General features: G+C 75.4%; 16 protein-coding genes and 1 riboswitch. Of the genes, 10 read left to right on the top strand and 6 right to left on the bottom strand.

Annotation, left to right across the window (positions count from 1 at the left end):
* Positions 1 to 239 precede the first annotated feature (239 nt).
* The 8 genes from ACFVFS_RS34350 to ACFVFS_RS34315 all read left to right on the top strand — a co-directional run bounded on the left by ACFVFS_RS34350 (position 240) and on the right by ACFVFS_RS34315 (position 9,172).
* Positions 240 to 653 (top strand): hypothetical protein, encoded by a 414-nt coding sequence (locus ACFVFS_RS34350; RefSeq protein ID WP_380628804.1) that lies wholly within the window; start codon positions 240 to 242, stop codon positions 651 to 653.
* Between the two features lie 97 nt (positions 654 to 750).
* Positions 751 to 1,635 (top strand): NAD(P)-dependent oxidoreductase, encoded by an 885-nt coding sequence (locus ACFVFS_RS34345; protein ID WP_380628803.1) that lies wholly within the window; start codon positions 751 to 753, stop codon positions 1,633 to 1,635.
* A 288-nt stretch (positions 1,636 to 1,923) separates the two neighbouring features.
* Positions 1,924 to 3,201 (top strand): LPXTG cell wall anchor domain-containing protein, encoded by a 1,278-nt coding sequence (locus tag ACFVFS_RS34340; protein WP_380628802.1) that lies wholly within the window; start codon positions 1,924 to 1,926, stop codon positions 3,199 to 3,201.
* A 133-nt stretch (positions 3,202 to 3,334) separates the two neighbouring features.
* Positions 3,335 to 4,591, top strand: coding sequence for a hypothetical protein (locus ACFVFS_RS34335; protein WP_380628801.1), 1,257 nt, complete (start codon positions 3,335 to 3,337; stop codon positions 4,589 to 4,591).
* Between the two features lie 76 nt (positions 4,592 to 4,667).
* Positions 4,668 to 5,450 (top strand): MerR family transcriptional regulator, encoded by a 783-nt coding sequence (locus tag ACFVFS_RS34330; protein ID WP_380628800.1) that lies wholly within the window; start codon positions 4,668 to 4,670, stop codon positions 5,448 to 5,450.
* 274 nt (positions 5,451 to 5,724) lie between these two features.
* Positions 5,725 to 6,924, top strand: coding sequence for a hypothetical protein (locus ACFVFS_RS34325; RefSeq protein WP_380628799.1), 1,200 nt, complete (start codon positions 5,725 to 5,727; stop codon positions 6,922 to 6,924).
* A 116-nt stretch (positions 6,925 to 7,040) separates the two neighbouring features.
* Positions 7,041 to 7,727, top strand: coding sequence for an RNA polymerase sigma factor (locus tag ACFVFS_RS34320; protein WP_380628798.1), 687 nt, complete (start codon positions 7,041 to 7,043; stop codon positions 7,725 to 7,727).
* Positions 7,724 to 9,172: a hypothetical protein gene (locus tag ACFVFS_RS34315; RefSeq protein WP_380628797.1), complete on the top strand. Its 1,449-nt coding sequence runs from the start codon at positions 7,724 to 7,726 to the stop codon at positions 9,170 to 9,172. The genes ACFVFS_RS34320 and ACFVFS_RS34315 overlap by 4 nt, the downstream gene beginning before the upstream one ends.
* 94 nt (positions 9,173 to 9,266) lie before the next feature.
* On the opposite strand, the gene ACFVFS_RS34310 is transcribed toward ACFVFS_RS34315, so the two are convergent.
* Both ACFVFS_RS34310 and ACFVFS_RS34305 read right to left on the bottom strand, forming a co-directional pair.
* A complete protein-coding gene (locus ACFVFS_RS34310; protein ID WP_380628796.1) occupies positions 9,267 to 10,766 on the bottom strand; it encodes an aminopeptidase P family protein in 1,500 nt (499 codons plus the stop codon).
* 188 nt (positions 10,767 to 10,954) lie between these two features.
* A complete protein-coding gene (locus ACFVFS_RS34305; RefSeq protein ID WP_380628795.1) occupies positions 10,955 to 12,517 on the bottom strand; it encodes a PP2C family protein-serine/threonine phosphatase in 1,563 nt (520 codons plus the stop codon).
* A 721-nt stretch (positions 12,518 to 13,238) separates the two neighbouring features.
* Between ACFVFS_RS34305 and ACFVFS_RS34300 the strand changes: the two genes are divergently transcribed.
* Positions 13,239 to 13,895, top strand: a complete 657-nt coding sequence (locus tag ACFVFS_RS34300) for a bifunctional DNA primase/polymerase (protein ID WP_380628794.1) — start codon at positions 13,239 to 13,241, stop codon at positions 13,893 to 13,895.
* Between the two features lie 249 nt (positions 13,896 to 14,144).
* Here ACFVFS_RS34300 and ACFVFS_RS34295 read toward each other — a convergent pair whose 3' ends face one another.
* From ACFVFS_RS34295 to ACFVFS_RS34280, 4 genes are all read right to left on the bottom strand, one after another.
* The gene (locus ACFVFS_RS34295; protein WP_380628793.1) at positions 14,145 to 15,131 is read right to left on the bottom strand and encodes a DUF5926 family protein; all 987 of its coding nucleotides are present in this window, start codon (positions 15,129 to 15,131) and stop codon (positions 14,145 to 14,147) included.
* 185 nt (positions 15,132 to 15,316) lie between these two features.
* Positions 15,317 to 15,766, bottom strand: coding sequence for a hypothetical protein (locus ACFVFS_RS34290; protein WP_380628792.1), 450 nt, complete (start codon positions 15,764 to 15,766; stop codon positions 15,317 to 15,319).
* 468 nt (positions 15,767 to 16,234) lie between these two features.
* Positions 16,235 to 17,101, bottom strand: coding sequence for a glycerophosphodiester phosphodiesterase family protein (locus tag ACFVFS_RS34285; protein WP_380628791.1), 867 nt, complete (start codon positions 17,099 to 17,101; stop codon positions 16,235 to 16,237).
* A 94-nt stretch (positions 17,102 to 17,195) separates the two neighbouring features.
* Positions 17,196 to 18,554, bottom strand: a complete 1,359-nt coding sequence (locus ACFVFS_RS34280) for a purine-cytosine permease family protein (RefSeq protein WP_380628790.1) — start codon at positions 18,552 to 18,554, stop codon at positions 17,196 to 17,198.
* A 101-nt stretch (positions 18,555 to 18,655) separates the two neighbouring features.
* A riboswitch (TPP riboswitch) is annotated at positions 18,656 to 18,803 on the bottom strand.
* A 182-nt stretch (positions 18,804 to 18,985) separates the two neighbouring features.
* Between ACFVFS_RS34280 and ACFVFS_RS34275 the strand changes: the two genes are divergently transcribed.
* Positions 18,986 to 20,713 carry a trypsin-like peptidase domain-containing protein gene (locus ACFVFS_RS34275; RefSeq protein ID WP_380628789.1) on the top strand — a complete coding sequence of 576 codons (1,728 nt, stop codon included), beginning with the start codon at positions 18,986 to 18,988 and terminating at the stop codon, positions 20,711 to 20,713.
* The last annotated feature ends 8 nt before the right edge of the window (positions 20,714 to 20,721 follow it).

The following is a 20,721-nucleotide window of genomic DNA, read 5'->3' as shown; positions in this document are numbered from 1 at the left end:
CCCGGGGCCACCCGGCCGCCCGGGCGGGGGGGGGCGGCCCCGGGCCGGGCCCCGCGGCCCGGCGCGGGGGGGGGGGCCCGGCCCGGGGCGGGGGGGCGCACCCCCCCCCCGCCCCGGCGCACTCCACCGCCCCGACGGGCTCCCCGTACGGGTGAAGGTCACGCGGGTCGCCGCAGAACACGGGGCCGCCGACCGAAAAGCCGCTGCCGCTGTCGGTGCCGCGTGGCAGGCTTCCCGCTATGACGGCGTGGACCCTCAACGACATCGAACGTGCGATCCGCTCCTCCTGGGGCGTCGACACCTGCGCGCCCGAGGACCAGGGCCACTGGCGTCCCGACAATCCCGCCCACGGCCAGTGCCGGGCGACCGCCCTGGTGGTGCACGACCTGCTCGGCGGCGAGCTGATGATGGGCGAGGTGTACACCGGCGGGGTCCGTACGGACCTGCACTGGTGGAACCGCTCCGCGGCCGGCGCCGAGGTGGACATGACCCGTACGCGCTTCGGCCCGGACGAGCGGGTCGGCCCCGGCCGGCCGGTCGCCCGCCCGCTGCGCCCGGGGCGGCTGCAGGCCCAGTACCAGCTGCTGCGCCACCGGGTCCTCGCGCACCTGGAGGCCGGCTCGGCGGACGGGCGGCACGCCGCGGCGGCCTGACCGGGACGGCGGCCCGACGCCGCGGCGAGCTGACGTACAGTCGGTTGATCGTGGCCGGCCGACCGGTCCGGCCGCCGGGCGACAGCGGGAGTGTGCGATGAGCGGGATGACGGTCGGCTTCGTCGGACTGGGCGCGATGGGCCGGGGCATGGCCGGGAACCTGGTGAAGGCCGGGCACACCGTCCGGGTCTGGAACCGCTCGCCCGAACCGGTGGCCGCCATGGTCGCGCGGGGCGCCGCGGCCGCCGAGGGACTGGCCGACGTCTTCGCGGCCGACGTGGTCGTCTCGATGCTCGCCAACGACACCGCCGTGGAGCGGCTGCTGCTCGACCCGGCCCTGCTGGAGGGCGCCACGGCCGGCGTGCACGTCAACATGGCGACCGTCTCGGTCGCCCTGGCCGAGCGCGCCGAGGCCCTGCACGCCGAGTACGGCATCGGGTACGTCGCCGCGCCGGTGCTCGGCCGCCCGCCGGTCGCCGAGGCCGGGGAGCTCAACATCCTGGCCGCCGGGAGCGCGGAGTCGCTGGCCGCGGTCGAGCCGCTGTTCGCCGCGATGGGCCGGCGGGTCTGGCACTTCGGCGAGCGCCCGGGACAGGCCAACACCGCCAAGATCAGCACCAACTTCCTGCTGGCCTGCGCGATCGAGTCGATGGCCGAGGCGTGCAGCCTGGCCGAGGCCAACGGCGTCCGCCCGACCGATCTGATCGAGATGCTCGGCGGCACGCTCTTCCCGGGGCCGGTCTACTCCGGCTACGGCTCGATGGTGGCCGAACGCCGTTACGAGCCCGCCGGGTTCAAGCTTCCGCTCGGGCTCAAGGACGTCGACCTCGCGCTCTCCGCCGGTGCGGCGGCGCGGGTGCCGCTGCCGTTCGGCAGTGTGCTGCGGGACGCGTTCCTGGACGCACTGGCGCACGGGGACGGCGAGAAGGACTGGGCCGCGGTCGCGGCCGTCGCGCGGCGGCGGGCCGGGCTGCCGGAGTAGCGGGGACGCGGGCGGCCGCACGCCCGGGCGACCGCGCTCCGGGACGGCTGTACGCCCCGGTGGCCGCCCGCTCGCCGGGGAGCAAAAGCCGTTCAGCGGGGCAGAGTTGGGCCAAACGGACAGGAGTCGGCCGGTGTCCGCCGGAAACCGGCACCCCCCTCACGGCGGGGCCGGGGTCTTCGATAGTCTCCGTCGGACTTTCAGCTTCGCGGGGGGATCGCGGCTCGGACAGCCGGCCGGTCCTCCCGCGCCCCCGGGCCGCGCCCGGACACTCTCGTGAGGTCTCCCTTGTCCATCTCCATACCTCGCAGTCTCGCCCTGGCCGGCGCCGCCGCGCTCGCCGCCTCGATGGCCCTGACCGGGGCCCAGGGCGCGGTGGCCGCAGCCACCACCGGACCCACCCCCGCCGCCGCCACGCCCCAGGCCGACAAGGCCAAGGCCCGTGCGCTCGACCTGTCCCTGGACGGGGTGCCGCGCACCTTCGTCGCCGGCGGCGAGACCAAGCTGTTCAACTTCACCGTCGACAACAACACCAAGCACGACTTCGTGTACTACCCGCTGCTCAAGTTCAAGAACCCCAAGGGCACGCTGCGCGGGGAGCACCTCAAGGTCGAGTACCAGCTGCCCGAGTCGCTGGACAAGTCCAAGACCTGGCTGCCGGCCAAGCCCGCCCCGGGTGGCGGTGAGAGCGACGACGACGGCGTGCTGTTCCTGCTCGCCAAGCTCATCGACAACTCGATCCCGGACTACCGGAACTCGCTGCTCGCCGTGAACAAGGGCAACAGCGTCACCGTCACCGTCCGGGTCTCGGTGACCAAGGACGCGCCGCTCGGCACGGCCGGGGTGGTTCCGGTGGCGTTCGCGTCCAAGGTGGAGGGGAACAAGGCCGGTCCGGGCGAGTTCGTCGGCGACGCCGAGTGCGGCGAGCGCTTCAAGATCGTGACGGGGGGCGGGAAGCCGACCCCCACCAAGTCGGCCAGCCCGAGCGCGACCCCGACGAAGAATCCGACCACCAGCCCGTCGGCCACCACCTCGCCGTCGGCGACCACCTCGCCGTCGGCCACCGCGACGCCGTCCGCCACGGCCACGCCGAGCACGAGCACGAGCCCGTCGGCCACCTCGGAGCCGACGCCGACCACCTCGCCGTCGGCCACCGCGACGCCGACCGCCACGTCCAGCACGACGCCGTCGGCGACCGCGACGCCGTCGGGCAGCGCGTCGCCGAGCGCCTCGCCGTCCGCGACGACGACGTCCGGCCCGAGCGCCTCGCCGAGCGCCTCCGCCACCACCGCCCCGACGACCCCGGCGCCCGGGGACACCGGGGGCGACGACGAGACCGGTCCCCGCCAGCCGATCGACTTCCCGGTGAAGGCCCCGGCCATCGCACCGCTGCCGATCACCCCGGAGGCCGTCACCCAGGCCCGGTCCAACGCGGACAAGGCGCTGGCCACCACCGGTGGCGGTGACGACACCACGGCCATCGCGCTGGCCGGCGGCGCCGTCCTCGCGGCCGGTGTCGGCACCCTGGTGGTGCTCCGCCGCCGCCGCGCCGCGCAGCAGGGCTGACCCGCCGACCGCGCAGCACGACGCACCGCCCGTGTCCCCGGCCCACCGGGGGCACGGGCGGTGCCGCAGGCCCTCCCGGCCGTGCCTAGGATGACCCTCCGAGGAGGCCGACACGGGGCAGGCGAGGTACGGGGTGCGGGGACGGGGCGCGGAGCGCTCGACAGGGCCGGGACGGTCGCGGCGCGCGACGCGGACCGGTACCGACTACGGGGCCTCCGCCGGCCGGATCACCGGTCTGCCGGTCCGCCGGCACCACGTGCTGCTGCTCGCCTGGACCGTCCTGTGGTTCCTGCTGGTCGAGCCGAGCGGCGGCTTCTCCTGGCACTACCTGCGCCAGGGCGAGGAACTGCTCTTCAGCGACCGGCCGGACGGCGGCCTCGCGCTCTACGCCCACCACCCCGAGCTGCAGATCGGCCCGGTCAGCCTGGCGGTGGCGCGGCTCTTCGCCCCCTTCCCGCCGCACACCGGCGCACTGCTGGCCGAGGCGGTGATGTCCGGACTGGGCCTGGCGATGCTGGTCCTGGTCGGCCGCACCGCCGCGCTCCACTACCTGGGCACCGGCACCAACCACCGCCGGCTCCAGCAGCGGCTGCTGATCGCCGGCCTGGCGTTCATCCCGATGTGGGTCGAGGTGTCCGTGCGCTTCGCACACCTGGACGACGTGCTGGCGCTGTTCTTCACCACCCTCGCCGCGTACGAGCTCAGCCGCGGCCGGGCCGCCATGGTCGGCGTCCACCTGGCGCTGGCGGTGGACTCCAAGCCGTGGGCGCTGGCCTTCGCGCCGCTGATCCTCGCGCTGCCCCGGGCCAGGTGGCCGCGGACGCTGCTCTGGTTCGTCGGACTGGTGGCGGTCGCCTGGCTGCCGTTCTACCTGGGCGACCTGGACACCATGGCGGCCGCCAAGTTCACCATCCCCAACCAGCCCGCCTCGGCGCTGCGCTGGTTCGGGGTGACCGATCCGGCCACGCCGTGGTGGGACCGCCCGGCGCAGTTCGCCCTGGGCCTGTCGCTGGGCGGCCTGGCGGTCTGGCGCGGCCGCTGGCCGGCCGTCGTCCTGCTGGGGGCGGACGCCCGGATCCTGCTCGACCCGAGCGTCTACACGTACTACTCGGCGTCGATCCTGCTCGGCACGCTGCTCTGGGACACCGTCGGGCAGCGGCGGCTGGTGCCGTGGTGGAGCTGGATCGCGCTGGCCGCCCTCTACGGCGGCACGCTGTTCCTCCCCTCCGACCCGGCGCGCGGCTTCGTCCGGCTCGCCTTCGTGGTGCTCTCGGCGGGGTACGTCCTGCTCTGGCCCGCCCCGCGGCGGCGCGGGCGCGGTGGCTCCCGGCGGGGGGCCGGCGAGGACGGCGCCCGGCGGCGCACCGAACGCGAGCCGGCCGCGGTCTGACCCGCGTCGGCAACCGGCTTGACCCTCACGCAACGGGAGGGGGCAGGCTCGTGGTCAGCACGGAGGGAGAATCCGGATGAACCCCGCAGACGGGTACCCGGTCGGCGCGGTGGCGAGGATCGCCAAGGTGACCGTCCGCACCCTGCACCACTACGACGAGATCGGCCTGCTGTCCCCCGGGGGCCGCACGCCGGCCGGCTACCGCCGGTACGGCGAGGCCGACCTCGGCCGGTTGCAGCGGATCCTGTTCTACCGCGAACTCGGGTTCCCCCTGGAGGAGATCGCGGCCGTCCTGGACGACGACTCGGTGAGTCCGAGCGAGCACCTGCGGCGCCAGCACCGGTTGCTGACCGACCGCATCGCGCATCTCCAGGCCCTGGCCGCGGCCGTCGAACACGCCATGGAGGCAGAGAAGATGGGAATTCAGCTGACCCCGGAGGAGAAGTTCGAGCTCTTCGGCGAGAACTACCGGGAGGAGTGGGAGACCGAGGCCGAGCAGCGCTGGGGCGACACCGCGGCCTGGGCGGAGTCCCAGCGCCGCACCGGCGGCTACGACAGGGCCGACTGGGAGCGGATCAAGGTCGAGACGGACGCCCTGAACGCCCGCCTGGTGGAGCTCTTCACCGCCGGCGAGCCCGCCGACGGCGAACCGGCCACGGACCTCGCCGAGGCGCACCGGCAGCACATCCGCCAGAACTTCTACGACTGCACCTTCGAGATCCACCGCGGCATCGCCGGGATGTACCTCGCCGATCCGCGCTTCACGCAGGTCTACGAGGACCTCGCCCCGGGCCTCGCGCAGTGGCTGCACGACGCCATGCTCGCCAACGCGGACCGGCGCACCGGCGGCGGGGCGTAGCGTCGGGTGGGTACGCGGTGGGTACGCGGTGGGGCGGGTACGGCGGTGGGGCGGGCGTCGTGGCCGGAGCGGGGACGGGATCTCCCACCGAAGACATCGGTGGGATACCAATGAATGGTTTGGTTCCGGCCACTACGAAATTTTCTTCGAACACCCCGCAACCCCTCGGGGACTCGGGCGTCTGACAGGGTGAGGTCCGATCCGGCGCGGCTCCACCGAGCCGGCCCCGGGCCTCGCCGCACAGGCCGAGTCCGACTACCACGGGGAATCCACCATGCGCCCGTCTACTGTTCGGCGTCTCGTCAGGACCGTTCCGCTGGCGGCCGTCGTCGCCAGTGCGACCGGTTACGCGCTGATCCCCGCCGAGGCCGACGCGGAGGTCCGCCCGGTCCGGGCGGCGGGGCCGGCGGGATCGGACGCGGCCTCCATGCGGTCGGCCCTGGCCGCACCGGGCTCCTCGCCGGGCTCGCCGGCCCTCCTCTGGGCGTCCGTCCCCGTTCCCGCCCCCGACCCCTACCGCGAGGACGAGCCGCTCCGGCCCGCCCCCGCGTCCGGCGGCGCCCCGATCTGGCCGGGGGAGATGCCCAACGCGGTGGCCGAGCGGGTCGACGTCTCGGTCCGCTCGCTCACCGGCGTCTGGCGGACCCCGGCCGACGGCAGCTACCTCGACTTCGAGGTGACCTGGACCAACCCCACCGAGCGGCACTACGACGAGGTCGTCCCGGTGGTGCGGGTGCTCCCGTACGACTTCCCGGCCGCCGTCGCCCGCCCCGGGACGACGGCCAAGGGGATGCTGGACCGCAAGGACCTCGACGAGTGGCGCGAGGTCAAGCTGAACCAGCCGGGCGCGGGCAGCGGCCCCCGGCAGGGCACCTTCTCGCTCGACCCCGGGGAGAGCCGGACGGTCCGCTACCGGCTGACCCTGGCCGCCGGGGGCATGTCGGGCCGGCTGCCGATCGCGGCCGAGGGCTGGATCGGCAGCGGCGCCAAGGCGGTCCGCGCCGGCGGCGCGGTGACCGGGGTGGACGTGACGGTGGCCCAGCCGGTCGGGCTCTCACTGGGCAGGCCCACCGAGGGGACCATGGGCCGGGTCCCGTCCGAGCTGCGGGTGGAACTGGCCAACGTGGACGGCTTCGCCAGCCACACCGTCACCCCCGACCTGGCGGCGACCGACCCGGTCGGCCCGGGCGCCGCCCACGGCCTGGTGCCGCAGGACCTGACCGCCGAGGTGCTGGTGGACGGCGAGTGGCGCCGCCTGCAGGGCACCCTCGACGCGGAGGGCCTGGTCCGGCTGGACACCTCCGGACTCTCCCAGGTGCTCGGTCCGGGGGAGACCACGGTCTACCGGTTCCGGGTCAACCTCCCGCCGGGGTGGCGGTCCGGGACCGGGCTCGAACTGGTGGTCGGGCAGAGCGTCGACGGCCGGACCCAGCCCCCGCAGAGGGCCCGCGTGCCGCTGCTCGCCGACCACTGACGACCGGTCGGCAGCCGCGACGATCCGGCCGGGCCCGGCGGGCCCGGCCGTCCGATGACGAGGTCCCGACGCACCGGTGCGGAACCGGAGGGCCGTCGGGGGGAAAGCGAAGACGGATGTCCATGGCCACCGGGCCGTCCGCGAGGGCCGCCCAGCCGTGGGGGGCGCCCCTCCGCGGGCTGGTGACGCTGCTGTTCGGCGCCCAGGAGGCGCAGGGCGCGGGCGAGGTGTTCGACCTGCCGGTCGCCGCGCAGTCGGCGACCCGGCGCCGCGCCGGGTTCCGCCTGCTGCCCGGTGGCGGCCGGGCGCGGGAGGCCGGTCCCACCCTGACCGACCTCTACCTCACCCACCGGCTCAGCCTGGTCCGCCTCGCGGTGCTGCTGGTCGATCACCAGGACCAGGCGGAGGACGTCGTGCAGGAGGCCTTCGCCAAGCTCTACCAGCGGTACGGCGAGCAGCTGGACGACCTCGACGACGCGCTCGCCTACCTGCGCACCGCCGTGGTCAACGGCTCCCGGTCGGTGCTGCGCCGCCGCCGCACGGCCCGCGAGTACGTGCCGCCGCACGAGGCGGACGCGCCGTCGGCGGAGGACCACGCCGTCCTCCACGACGAGCACCGCCGGGTCCTGCTGGCCATGCAGGAACTGACCGCCCGCCAGCGCGAGGTGCTGGTGCTGCGCTACTGGTCCGACCTGTCCGAGTCGGAGATCGCGGAGATCCTCGCGGTGTCCCGAGGAACCGTGAAGTCCACCGCCAGTCGGGCCCTGGACGCCCTGGAGAAGAAGCTGGAGGACGCCCGATGAGCGACGAGTGGCGCCCCGGGGCCGACGGGGAGCGCAGCGGCCGCCGCCCGGGTCCCGTCGGCGAGTCGCCCGTGGAGTGCCTGCTCCGCGAGGCCATGGCGGCCCGTGCCGCCCGGATCACCGGCCAGGACCTGCGCCCGGCCGATCCGCCCGCGGGCCCCCGTGCGCGCCGCCGGCCCGCCTACCTGGTGGGCCTGCCGCTGCTGGGGCTGGCCGCGGCGACCGTCATCGGCCTGCTCACCGTCCCCACCGACGTCCTCGCCGACCGGAACGACGGCGCGCCGGCGGCGACGACGAGCCGCAGCCCCGATCCGACCGGGGGGCCGGACCCGCTCTCCCCGAGCGCGCGGCCCACCGACGCGCTCGGCCGTCCGGTCGGGGCGCCGGACACGGGGTCGTCCCGGGGCTCGGCGACCGCCCCCGGTGCGGCCTCCGTGACCGGCCCGGGGGAGGGCGGCCCGGGGGACGGCGCGACCCGGCCGGACGGCCGGGCGACCGCGCCGCCCGGCGGGGCGGCGGCCGGAGCGCCGACCGCGCCGGGGTCGTCCGCGGCCGACGGCCGGACGGTGGTCCGCCCGTCCCAGGACATCGAGCCGAGCTTCGAGGGACTGGCGGGGGCGGAGGCGATCGTCGGCGGCAAGGAGGTCGCCTTCTCGGTGACCTGGCGGAACACCACCGGCCGGCCGTACGAGACGGTGGCCCCGGTGGTGGCGGTCAGCTCGCTCGCCGACCGGACGGGCCCGGGCACCTCGGTGCAGGGCCGACTGCAGCGCGAGGAAGCGGACGGCACCTGGACGACCGTGCCGCTGACCGAGGCCTCGGGCAGCTACCTGGCCTCGGGCGACGAGGCGGCGTTCCCGCTGGCCCCGGGGGCCGCCCGGACGGTCCGCTACCGGCTGCTCCCCGCGATCGACAGCGCGGAGGGGGTGCTGCTGATCGAGGGCCTCGCGCTGCTGCCGTCCCTGCCGCAGCGGACCGTGGCGGGGTCGACGACGGCGGCGCTGCGGCTGTCCAGGGCCCCCGCCGACGCGCAGAAGGCCCCGGAGTTCACGATCGAGCCCAGCCCGACGGAGGGCACCTTCACGATGACCGTCCGCAATCCGGGGGCGGCGCCGCTGGCCTCGGTGATCCCGACGATGGTGCTGAGCGGCTCGGAGGCATCGGCCGGGATCACGGTCCGGGCCCGGTACGGCTCGGGCGACGAGGGGCTGCGCACGCTGCCGGTCGCACCGAACGGGAGCGGGCGGCTGGTGGTCGACACCACGCTGCTGGAACGGCTGCTGCGGCCGTTCGACTCGACGTCCTTCACGTTCTCGCTGAGCGTCCCGTACGACTGGCGGCCCGACAGCGGCAGCTTCGCCGTGGTCGTGGGGGTCGAGGGGGACGGCCGGGACGCCGCACCGCTCGTCATCCACCCCGGCTACCACGTCGGCGGCGCCCCGTGACCGCCCCGGCCACCCCCTGAAAGCCCGCCGGCGGCCCGGCCCCCACTGCTCGGGGGCCGGACCGCCGGCGGTCCGGGCGCGGCGGCCCGACGGCTCAGGCGAGCGAGGCCATCCACGCCTCGACGTCCTCGGCCCGGCGCGGCAGGCCGGCCGAGAGGTTCTCGTTGCCGTCGGCGGTGACCAGGATGTCGTCCTCGATCCGGACGCCGATGCCGCGGTACTCCTCGGGGACGGTCAGGTCGTCCTGCTGGAAGTACAGGCCGGGCTCGACGGTGAGCACCATGCCCGGCACCAGCAGCGCGTCGACGTGCTCCTCGGTGCGCGAGTGGGCGCAGTCGTGGACGTCCAGGCCGAGCATGTGGCCGGTGCCGTGCAGGGTCCAGCGGCGCTGGAGGCCCAGCTCCAGGACCTTCTCGACGTCGTACACCGAGGCGTCCAGCAGGCCCCAGGCGAGCAGCCGCTCGGCGAGCACCCGCTGCGAGGCGTCGTGGAAGTCGCGGAACCGGGCGCCGGGCCGCACGGCCGCGATGCCGGCCTCCTGCGCGTCGTGCACCGCGTCGTAGATCTTCCGCTGGAGCTCGTCGAAGCGGCCGTTGATCGGCAGGGTGCGGGTGACGTCGGCGGTGTAGAGGGTGCTGGTCTCCACGCCGGCGTCCAGCAGCAGCAGCTCGCCGGGGCGGACCTCGCCGTCGTTGCGCACCCAGTGCAGGGTGGTGGCGTGCGGTCCGGCGGCGCAGATCGAGCCGTAGCCGACGTCGTTGCCCTCGACCCGGGCCCGGCGCCAGAAGGTGCCCTCGATCCAGCGCTCGGAGGTGGCGACGGCCTGACCGAGCTCGCGCACGCAGTCGGTGAAGCCCTTGACGGTTGCGGCGCAGGCGGCGCGCAGCTCGCCGATCTCCCACTCGTCCTTGACCAGCCGCAGGCCGCTCAGGAACTCCTTGAACCCGGCGTCCCTGTCGGCGTCCAGCACCGCGGCGAGCGCGGCCTCCAGGCCGGCGTCGTAGCCGCGCACGATCCGGGTCGGCACGCCGTCCCCGGCGCGCTCGGCCAGCTCGTCGGCGGCCTTGCGGACGTCGCGCACCGGAAGGCCGAGCAGCTGCTCCTGCTCGGTGAGGCTGTGCCGGCGGCCGACCCACAGCTCGCCGTAGCCGTCCAGCCAGAACTCGCCGTTCTCGCGGTCGGAGCGGGGCAGCAGGTAGAGGGCGAAGGTGTGGCCGGTGGCGCCGGCGGGCTCGGCGACCAGGACGGCGTCCTCGGTCTGGTCACCGGTGAGGTGCACGTACTCGCTGGCGGCGCGGAAGGCGTAGTCGCAGTCGTTGGAGCGGACCTTGAGGGTGCCGGCCGGGACGACCAGGCGCTCGCCGGGGAAGGCGGCGGACAGCTTGGCGCGGCGCTCGGCGGCGTACGGGGCCTGCGGGACCGGGGCCAGGCCGTGCAGCTCGGTGTCGGCCCAGCCGGACTTCATCGACGCGGCCAGCTCGTCGGAGACCGCGGAGTAGAGGCCGTTCTTGCGGCCCTTGAACTGCTGCGGCTCCTCGTCGCCGCCGACGGCCTCGGGGTTCTCGGCCACCGCGGGGGTGCGGTCCTCGGTCACGTACGTCGCCTCCTTGCGCGTGGTGCCGCCCGGGGCGCGTCGGATCGCGACACAGGTGGGCGGCCGTGCGTCCATGGTACGGACGCCCGGCCGCTCACCCGTTCGGGCCTGTGCCCGGCCCGTTCGAGCCCGTGCGGGCCGGGCGGTCGCGCGCTCGGAGCCGGTCGGACCGCCCGGGCCCGACCGGACTACTCGAAGCGCGCGGCGAGCAGCAGCAGGTCGTCGGTGGCTGGGCCGCCCGCGGCGCCGGCCGCCTCGCGCTCCGCCGCGACCGCCGCCAGGTGGGCGGCGAGCCGCTCGGGGTCGGTCCGCACGTCGCGCGGGGCGTCGGCGGCGGCCCGGCGCAGGTTGGCCTGCCCGACGTGCAGGGTCGGGCCGAAGCGGCGGGCCAGCCCCTCGGTGTAGAGGACCAGGGTGTCGCCGCGCTCGGCGGTGAACTCGACCCCGGGCGCCTCCCAGCAGGAGAGCACGCCGAGCGGCGCGGAGAGCGAGGTCTCCACGAACTCGGCGCCGTAGCGGGTGACCAGCACCGGCGGGCAGTGGCCGGCCCCGGCCAGGGTGATCCGCCGGCCCTCCGGCTCCACCCAGGCGTAGACGGCGGTGGCGGTGCGGGCCGGCTCGGTGGTCTTGAGCAGCAGTTCGAGGTCGCCGAGGACGGACACCGGGTCCTCGCCCTCCAGCACCGCGTACGCCCGCAGCGCGGCCCGCACCCGGCCCATCGCGGCGGCCGCGCCGGGGGCGGAGCCCGGTCCGGCGCCCGGCCCGTCGCCGGAGACCGAGCCGACGGTGAGGCCGACCGTGCCGTCCGGCAGCGGGATGGCGTCGTACCAGTCGCTGCCGCAGGAGCGGTCCAGGCCGGCCGGGACGAGCCGGGCGGCCAGCCGCAGGCCGGCCGGCCGGGGGAGGTGGTCGGGGAGCAGGCCGCGGCGCAGCGCCTCGGTGGTGCGCCGGACCTTCTCCGCGTCGAGCTGCTTGGCCAGCAGCGGGGCGGCCACCGCGCAGTACCGGCGGGCCAGCTCGCGCCGGCGCTCGGTCGGCTCGGCGGGCTCGTCGTAGAACCAGAGCGCGGCGGCCAGCGGGCCGTCCTCCTCGGTGGCGAGCGGCAGGCCGTAGCAGCCGCCGAGGCCGAGGTGGCCGGCCAGCTCGCGCAGCCGGGCGCCGATCGCGGGGTCGCGGGCGAGGTCGTACGACTGCAGCTCGGCGGGCCGGTCGTGCTCGCGCAGCAGCCGGGCGAGCAGGCTCTGGTCGGTCGGGACGGTCTCCAGCGAGCCGAGGCAGGCGCGGTCCAGGCCGAGGCCGACCGGCTGGCTGGGGCCGCCGCCGGGCAGGGCGGTGACCAGCAGGGCGCGCCGGGCGCCGAGCAGCGCGGCGCCGGAGGCGAGCACGGCGTCCAGGGTGGCGGCCAGGCCGCGGGCGCGGGCGAGCCGTTCGGTGTGCTCGTAGAGGCTGGTGAAATCGGACAGGCGTCCGGCCAAACGGTCCTGCACTCCGGCGGCGGACCCGGCGGGGTTCACTCCCTCGGGTGCGCCGGGGGCGCCCGGAGCACGGCCCGCGCCCTCGCCGCCGCCCGGCAGCTCTCCGGGCGCTCGGCCGTCCGGCTGGCCGTCCGCCGGGCCGTCCGATCGGCCCGCGGGGCGGCCCGCGGGCGCGGCCGGATCGCGGAAGCCCGGCGGGTCGAGCACGGACAGCCCGCTGGTACCGCCGGGCTCGGCGGGCTCGGAGGACGTCGACGGTGGGTGGGACTCGGTCATGCCGCCACTCCTGACGCGGTGGTGCGTGTCACGCGGATCATGCGGAACCCCCAGGGAAGGCCGTTGGAGCGAGTACGGCCAAAAGGGCGCGTTTCGCCTCGATTCGCTACTACTCGTCATTGATCGACAGCAATGGCACCACTTCTACACAGGCCATTCGGGGCATGTCCAGAGCCATGACAAGGCTGGTGGCCGGTTCCGCGCCGCCGCGGGCCCGGTCGGGGGGCGCGTTCCGTTCCGCGCGCGCCGGTCGGTTGCGCCGCGGTCCGGCGGGACGCGGTGGCCCCGTCGGTCGGGCATGGAGCAGCCGGTGAACGGGCAGAACCGGGGGGACGGCTCCGGCGGCCGTCCGGATCGTATGCCCCTGGCGCCGGCCGGCCGGGTCGGCCGGAAGCGACTCACTCGTACGGTGGAACCAACCGCGGCCGGGCGGCGTCCATCCGGTCGCATACGGGATTCTCGTTCCAAGGGCTGTTCTATTACGCGGCCCTTTCACATCGTGCTCCACCGCGTGCTCCAGGCCCGCGCCGTTGTCCGTACCGCCGTCCGTAACGCCGTCCGCCCCGCCCGCCGTCCGGCCCCGGTCCGTTCCGACCCGGATCCCGGTCGGTTCCCTCCCTCCGGTTCGCGGGCCGGTCCGGCGCCCCGGACGCGCGGCGGCGGCCGGTCCGGCGACCGCGTGGCGGAGCCACCGAGCGGTCACGGAAAGGAACGGGTGCCAATGCGTGACAACCCACTGCGCGACGACCCGACGCGCCGGTCGGCGGCCCGGGCGGGCCGGCTGGACGGGGCCCTGGCGGCAGCCGCCGGGCATCACTGGCCGGTCGTCCCCGGCACCGTCCTGCTCGCCGGCGGACACTGCTCCTGCGGCGACCCGGACTGCCCCGTGCCGGGCGCCCACCCGCACGACCCGCCGCTGCTCGCGGCCACCACCGACGCCCGGATGGTGCGCTGGTGGTGGGAGCGGCGCTGCCCGGACGCCCCGGTGCTGGTCGCGACCGGCCGGACGGTCTGCGCGGTCAGCCTCCCGGCGGCGGCCGGCGCCCGCGCGCTCGCCTACCTGGCCGCGCTGCGGCTGAGGCTCGGCCCGGTGCTGGCGATGCCCGACCGGTACGCGATGCTGGTCGCCCCCTACTCGCTCGACGCGCTCGGCGAGATGCTCGTGCAACTCCCCTGGGTGCCCGGATCGTTGCGCTACCACGGGGCGGGCGGCTTCCTGCCGCTGCCGCCCGGCGGCGGGGACGGCGACCGGGTGCGCTGGGTGCTGCCGCCGCGGCAGGGCGCCGACGGCGCCGTCTGGCTGCCGCAGGTCGAGCCGCTGCTGGGCGAGTTGGTGGCGGCGGCGGTCCAGCTGGACAGCGGCCGCTCGGCGTACTGACGATCCGTCGTCGACGTACTGATCGGGCACGGCCGACCGGCCCCCGCGTGGGGCGTTCGGAAAACAAAAGATCCGGCCGCTGGCGACGGGGGATGCACCAGCGACCGGACTCTTTAGACAGTAACAAGGATCCGCGCCCGCGCCAATTTCCAAGACGCCCTCGCAGCCCGGAAATTGCGGGTTGCGGGCGCCAATGTGACGCGTATCACGCCGATCCGCCGGGCGTGGCCCCGGTGTTCCGTCCCGCCTTTAGTTCAGGGTGACCTGACGGTTCACCAGGTTCGCGCGGGACCGCCGCTCGTCGGCGGTCAGCGGGGCCGGGTCGGCGAGCGTCGCGGCGAGCCGCTCGGCGAACTCCGCGGCCGGCTTCTCGCAGTCGGCCGCGGTCATCCCGAGCGGCAGGTCCCAGACCGGCACGGTCAGGCCGTGCGCCCGGAACGAGCCGACCAGGCGGGTGTCCGGGCCGAGCGCGGACTGCTCGGCGGCGGTCAGCCGGGCCAGCGCGTCCAGCAGCTGCTCCTCCGGCACCGTCATCACCCAGCGCAGGTGGTTCTTGTCCGGGGTGCCGCACCAGTAGGCGGCGTCCACGCCGGTGAGCTTCTCGGTGGGGATCGCCGAGGCGTTGGCGCGCTCCAGCGAGGCGGCCACCTCGCCGGTCGCGGTCTCGGCGTCCTCCAGCCAGAACTCGAAGCCGGTGTGCACGGCCGGCTCGAAGGCGGCGGAGGCGTCCAGCAGGTCCTGCAGGCGGCGGCCGCCCGGCACGGTCCGGCGGGCCGGCACCGGGGTGCCCGGCTCGGTGGCCAGGGCCAGCTCCAGGGCGTCCGCGAGGTCGCGGCTCAGGTCGCCGGAGGACGACTGGGTCTGCAGGCCCAGCAGGATCGAGCCGTCCTGGCGGCGCAGCGCGGGCCAGGCCAGCGGCAGCACGGTGGCCAGGGTGACCGACGGCACCTCGCCGGCGGCCGTCGCGGCCACCCCGGGGGCCAGCGTCAGCGGCACGGTGGCGGCGGGCACCAGCTCGCGCAGCGCCACCCAGTCGGCCTCGCCCGCCAGGCCCTCGAACGGGCGGTGCACCAGCTCCTGGACGGCGTGCGAGGCCTCCCGGCCGTGACAGGCCTTGTAACGGCGGCCCGAGCCGCAGGGGCAGTTCTCGCGGGCCCCGACCACGGGGATCTCGCCCGTGACGGCGGGGGTGGACTGGCTGCGCTGCGGCGCCTTCTTGGCGGCCTTCTTGCCCATGGTGCGGCTCTCCCGGGAACGGTGGTGTTGTGCTCCCGGCAGCCTACTGACGTTCCCCGGGCGGGTGGGCGTGCGCCGGGGCGCGGGCGGGCCCGCGGTGCCCGCTGCCCGGGCGCTGCGGGGCTCCTGCCCGCCGTTCGGCCGGCCCGGTGGCCGACCCGGTGGCCGACGCGGCGGCCGGCCGTTCAGCCGCCGTGGTGGCCGCTGCTGTGGTGCCCGCCGGTGTGGTGCCCGCCGCCGGTCCGGCGGGCGTGCCGGGCCCGGGCCGGCAGGGCCGCCCAGACGGTCACCTCGCCGGGGGCGTCGCGCACGCCCCAGTCGCTGGCCAGCTGGTCCACGATGCTCAGCCCGCGGCCGCCGTGCGAGGTCAGCGAGGGGCTGGACGGCGACGGCCTGGTCTGCGCCCCGCCGTCGGTGACCTCCAGGGTGAGCACCCCGTCGGCGTGCATCTGCCAGCGGACCAGGACGCCGCCGGGGTCCTCGGCGGCCTCGCCCGGCCCGGCGGCCGGTGTGCCCGGCCCGCCGCTCCGCGACGGTCCGCCGACCAGCAGCGGCTCGACGGCCCCGGCGCGGGCGCCCCGGCCGAGTGCGGGCAGGGGGCCGAGCGGACGGGCGTAGCGACAAGCGTTGCTCAAAAGTTCGGAAAGGATCAGAACAGCATCATCAATGACCGGTTCCGGTATCTCGCGGTCTCCCAGATCTCGACGCAGTCGGCGCCGCGCGACCCCGACACTCGCTGGGCCGTGCGGCACCGCCATGGTCGATGAAGTCGGCACTTCACGCGCCACCATCAACGCCACCCCCGGACCTCCTTCAGCGTATGCCGAGGGATGGATGCCCCTTGGCAATACGTCGGAAACGACCGTGCGGCGATCCCGCGCGGACATTTGACGGCGGTCCACCGTCGGTGCGCGAGAGGTGATTCGATGCTCACCCTGTGTCGTGAAACTGTATGAATAGCGGCAGAAATCGTTGCCGAAAGGTTTGAGTCCCTACCAAGACGGTCAACGGCCGATGGTGGTTGAACGGTTCACCACAGCAGTACCACGCTTCACGGGATTACCGTCCGCCCCGGCCGCCGGGGTCGGCCTTCGCTGCCGGGGTCAGCGGCCGAGCTGGGCCAGGACCTCCGCCGGGCGGTTGGTGATGATCGCCGACACCCCGAGCTCCACGCAGAGCTCGACGTCGGCCGGCTCGTCGACGGTCCACACGTGCACCTGGTGGCCCAGCTCGCGCAGCCTGGTCACCAGCCCCGGCCGGGCCCGCACCAGCTCGATGCCGGGACCGGCGATCCGGGCCCCGCCCGGCAGCGGCGCACCCGGGCGCAGCCGCCCGCGCAGCACCAGGCCGCGCTCGAACAGGAAGACCCGCTGGTACTGCGGCGCGGCCGCCGCGACCCGGGCGAGCGCGAGGGAGGAGAAGCTCATGATCCGGGCGTTGACGCCGTGGCCCCGGCCGTCCGCGCCGCCGCCCGTGCCCGCCTTGGTGCCGGCGTTCGCCCCGCCGCCGATCCCGAACCGGTCCAGCATCCGCAGCAGCTCGGACTCCACCCGGCCGCGGAACCGCACCGGGTGCTTGGTCTCGATCGCGAGGTCCACCGGGCGCCCGCAGTCCACCACCAGCTCCAGCAGGCTCTCCAGCCGCAGCACCCCGCGCAGCTCCGGGTCCTCGCTCGGCCGGCCGGTCTTCCAGGCGCCGAAGTCGTGCGCCTCCAGCTCCGCCAGGGTCATCGCGGACACCGTGCCCCGGCCGTCCGAGACCCGGCCGATCCGCCGGTCGTGCACGCAGACCAGCTGCCCGTCGGCGGTCACCCGCACGTCGCACTCCAGGGCGTCCGCGCCCTCGGTGAGCGCCCGGCGGTAGGCGGCGAGGGTGTGCTCGGGCAGGGCGAACGAGGAACCGCGGTGGGCGATCACCTGGACGGGCCGGGCGGTGCGGGCCGTCGCGGGCGAGACATCAGGGCTGGTCACGCCCTACACGATAGGCCGCGTACATGACGCGGAGGCGACGACCGCCCCAACCCGCGGGGCCGTCTCGCATCCGCGCCCGGGGCGCCGGGGCGGGTCAGCGCGCCTCGGTACCCCGGCCCCGGGTGAGCGGGGTGAGCGCCCAGGTGGCCAGCGCCGGCACCAGGAAGCCGAACAGCGAGGCCGAGGTCCACTCCTGCGGGGTGAAGTGCAGCGCCTCCTGCGCGGAGGTCCAGAGGTCCGTCCACCAGCCGGCCACCGCGGTCGGCGCGATCAGCTGGTAGGCGGCGAAGCCCAGCGCCCACGGCAGCAGCATCAGCCAGCGGGACGGCGCGTCGGCGGAGAGGTCCCAGCCGCGCCGCCCGGCGCCGAGGAAGTAGTCGACCGCCAGCACCGCGAACATCGGCACGAAGACCGAGCCGATCAGCCCCAGGAAGGCGTAGTAGGAGTCGGTGAACTCGGTGATCTGCAGCGCGAGCACGGTGATCAGCACACCGGTGCCGCCGGTCAGCACCCGGCGGTCGACCCGGGGCAGCAGGTTGTGGATCGACATCGCGGTCGAGTACACGTTCGCGAAGGACTGGTCGGTCTCGCGCAGCACCAGCACCAGCAGGAACAGCCAGCCGGCCCAGACGCCCAGGAAGGAGTCGAAGATCCGGGCGGGGTCGCCGTCCGCCTGGAGCAGCGCCATCAGCCCGAGCACGTAGCACCAGACCTGCGCCACCGTGTAGCCGGAGAAGCTGCCCCAGAACGCCGCGCGCGGGGTGCGCGAGTGCCGGGTGTAGTCGGCGGCGAGCGGGACGAAGGAGATCGACACCGCGATCATCGCGTCCGTCGCCGGCAGGAAGCCGTGCCAGTTGCCCGCGCCCGGGTCCGGGACGCCGTGCCGGCCGAGCTGGACGGTGAAGTACACCATCGCCACCGCCACCGCGACCGCGACGAAGCGCCGCAGCACCGCGATCGCGCCGAGCGGCCAGATGGTCAGCGCGGTGGTCACCGCGCCGGCCAGCACCACGAAGACCCAGCGGTAGCCCTCGGTGCCGACCACGGTCTGCGCGCCGAGCGCGATCGTCAGCAGCTCGTAGACGCCCCAGCCGATGCACTGGACGATGTTGAGCACCGTCGGCACGTAGGACAGCCGGGTGCCGAACAGGCCGCGCAGGTTCGCCATGGCGGGCGCGCCGGTGCGGGCGCCGATCAGCGCGGCCACGCCGAGCATCGCGGTGCCGACCGCGGTGCCGGCCACGATCGCGGTCACGGCGGCGGCCAGCGACAGCTCGCTGCCCTTGGCGCCGAGCACGGTCGCCGCGGTGGTGAAGCCGATCAGCGAGACGCCGAGGTTCATCCAGAGCGCGAAGTGGTCGCGGAAGCCCAGGGTGCGGGGCGGCTCGGTGTCCAGCACCAGCGGCGCCTCGGTGCGGGCCGCGGGCTCCAGTACGGCGGTGGCGGTGTGCACGGTGCTCCCTCCGGGGGAACCGGGGGCGGTGCCCGCGGCGTCCTGCTGCGGGGGGACGTGCGCGGACGCGGGCGCGCCCGAGGACGAGGATGACGAAGCGGACGGCATGGCCGATCTCTCCCTACGCCGGCATTACCCGGACAGGTTCCGGCGGTCTGCGCCCCCTCGACGGCCGTCCACGGGATCCGTGGCGTACGGTCGACCGGCGCACTCTCAGCCTGGTGGGTCCAAGCTCCCGCGTGTCAGTTCGGAGCGACAGGCTAGTCGCCGTCGGGGGGAACGCCAAGGCGGGCCGGGTCGGACGCGGCGCTGCGGCGGCCGTCGGGCCCGGCTAAGGATTCTTATGAGTTCTTCAGAAGGGTCCTTACGGCAATCGAATCGGGTGTGCGAAAAACTATGGTTGTTGGTCCTGTCAGCTATGGAGGTCGTCCGTGAGCACCGAGCGCGAGGTTGGGTCCACCGGGCCGCAGGGGGAGCAGCCCTCCGTCGGCCAGGGGGCGGTGGGTTCCGCTTCTGACGGTCCGGCGCAGCAGTCTGCGGCCGTCCCCGCCCCCGCAACGACGCCCGCGACCGACCGGTCCTCCCAGCCGGCCCCGGCCGCCGAGGGGGGCTCCGGCGGGTTCACTCCCACGCTGGCGTTCAGCAAGGTCGGCGCGCCGGAGCCGGCCGCCGCCCCGCCCGCCCCGGCCGCCGAGTCCGGGTACCTCGACGCCCCGCCGCCGGTCCTGCCGCCCGCCGCGCCCGCGGCTCCGGTCGCGCCGCCGGCCGCCCCGTACGGCGGCAACCCGTACGCCACCCCGGCCCCGGGCACGCCGGTCCCCCCGGCGCTCGCCGCGCACGACCCGTACGCCGCCCCGGGCGCCCCGCAGGGCCCGGGCGCGACCGGCCAGCACCACCACCCGTTCGGCGCCGGCCAGCCGCTCGGCGGCTGGGGCGCCCACGACATCACCCCCGGCGCGCCCGGGGCCCCCGGCGGTCCCGGCGGCCCGATCGGCTACCCGGGTGAGTACCCCGGCGCCCCCGTCCCCGGCGGCCCGCGCAAGAAGCGCGGCGGCCTGATCGCCCTGGTCGCGGCCGTCGCCCTGGTGGCCGGCGTGGCCGGCGGCGCGGTCGGCGTGGTCGTCGCGGACCGCGACGACCGCTCGGTGAGCGCCAAGGCCGACCGCAGCTCCACCACGGTCCAGGCCAACAACACCCAGAAGACCGAGCCCGCCCCGGGCTCGGTCGCCGGCATCGCGCAGAAGGCGCTGCCCAGCGTCGTCACCATCAAGGCCCAGGGCAACGGCGAGTCGGGCACCGGCACCGGCTTCGTCTTCGACACCGAGGGCCACATCCTCACCAACAACCACGTGGTCGCGCCCGCCTCCAGCGGCGGCAAGCTGACCGTCAAGTTCGCCGACGGCTCCTCCTACGGCGCCTCCGTGCTGGGCCGCGCCGAGGGCTACGACGTCGCCGTCATCAAGCTCGACAACCCGCCCAAGGACAAGCTGACGCCGCTTCCGCTGGCCGACTCCGACAAGGTCAACGTCGGCGACTCCACCATCGCCATCGGTGCCCCGTACGGCCTGGAGTCCACCGTCACCACCGGCATCATCAGCGCCAAGGACCGCCCGGTGGCCTCCGGCGACGAGACCGGCGCGCAGGCCTCGTACATGAACGCCCTGCAGACCGACGCCTCCATCAACCCCGGCAACTCCGGCGGCCCGCTGCTCGACTCCGGCGGCGGCGTGATCGGCATCAACTCGGCGATCCAGTCCAACGCCTCCAGCAACGGCCGGGCCGGCTCCATCGGTCTCGGCTTCGCGATCCCGATCAACCAGGCCAAGTGGGTCGCCGACACCCTGATCAAGACCGGCAAGCCGGTGTACGCCAAGCTCGACGTGCTGCGCAACGACGAGTACAAGGGCGACGGCGCGCAGATCTCGACCCGCGACGTCCAGGGCCAGCCGGCCGTCACCCCCGGCGGCGCCGCCGACCAGGCCGGCCTCAAGCCCGGCGACGTCATCACCAAGCTCGGCGGCAGCCCGATCGAGAACGGCCCCGCCCTGGTCAGCAAGATCTGGACGCACAAGCCCGGCGAGACCGTCGACGTCGAGTACACCCGCAACGGCCAGACCGCCACCACCAAGGTCACCCTCGGCACCCGGGTCGGCGACTGACCCCCCGA

The organism is Kitasatospora sp. NPDC057692 (assembly GCF_042799475.1).
Classification (GTDB): Bacteria; Actinomycetota; Actinomycetes; order Streptomycetales; family Streptomycetaceae; genus Kitasatospora.
Note: the sequence above shows the minus strand (reverse complement) of the source record. Positions and strands in the feature narration are given on the sequence as shown.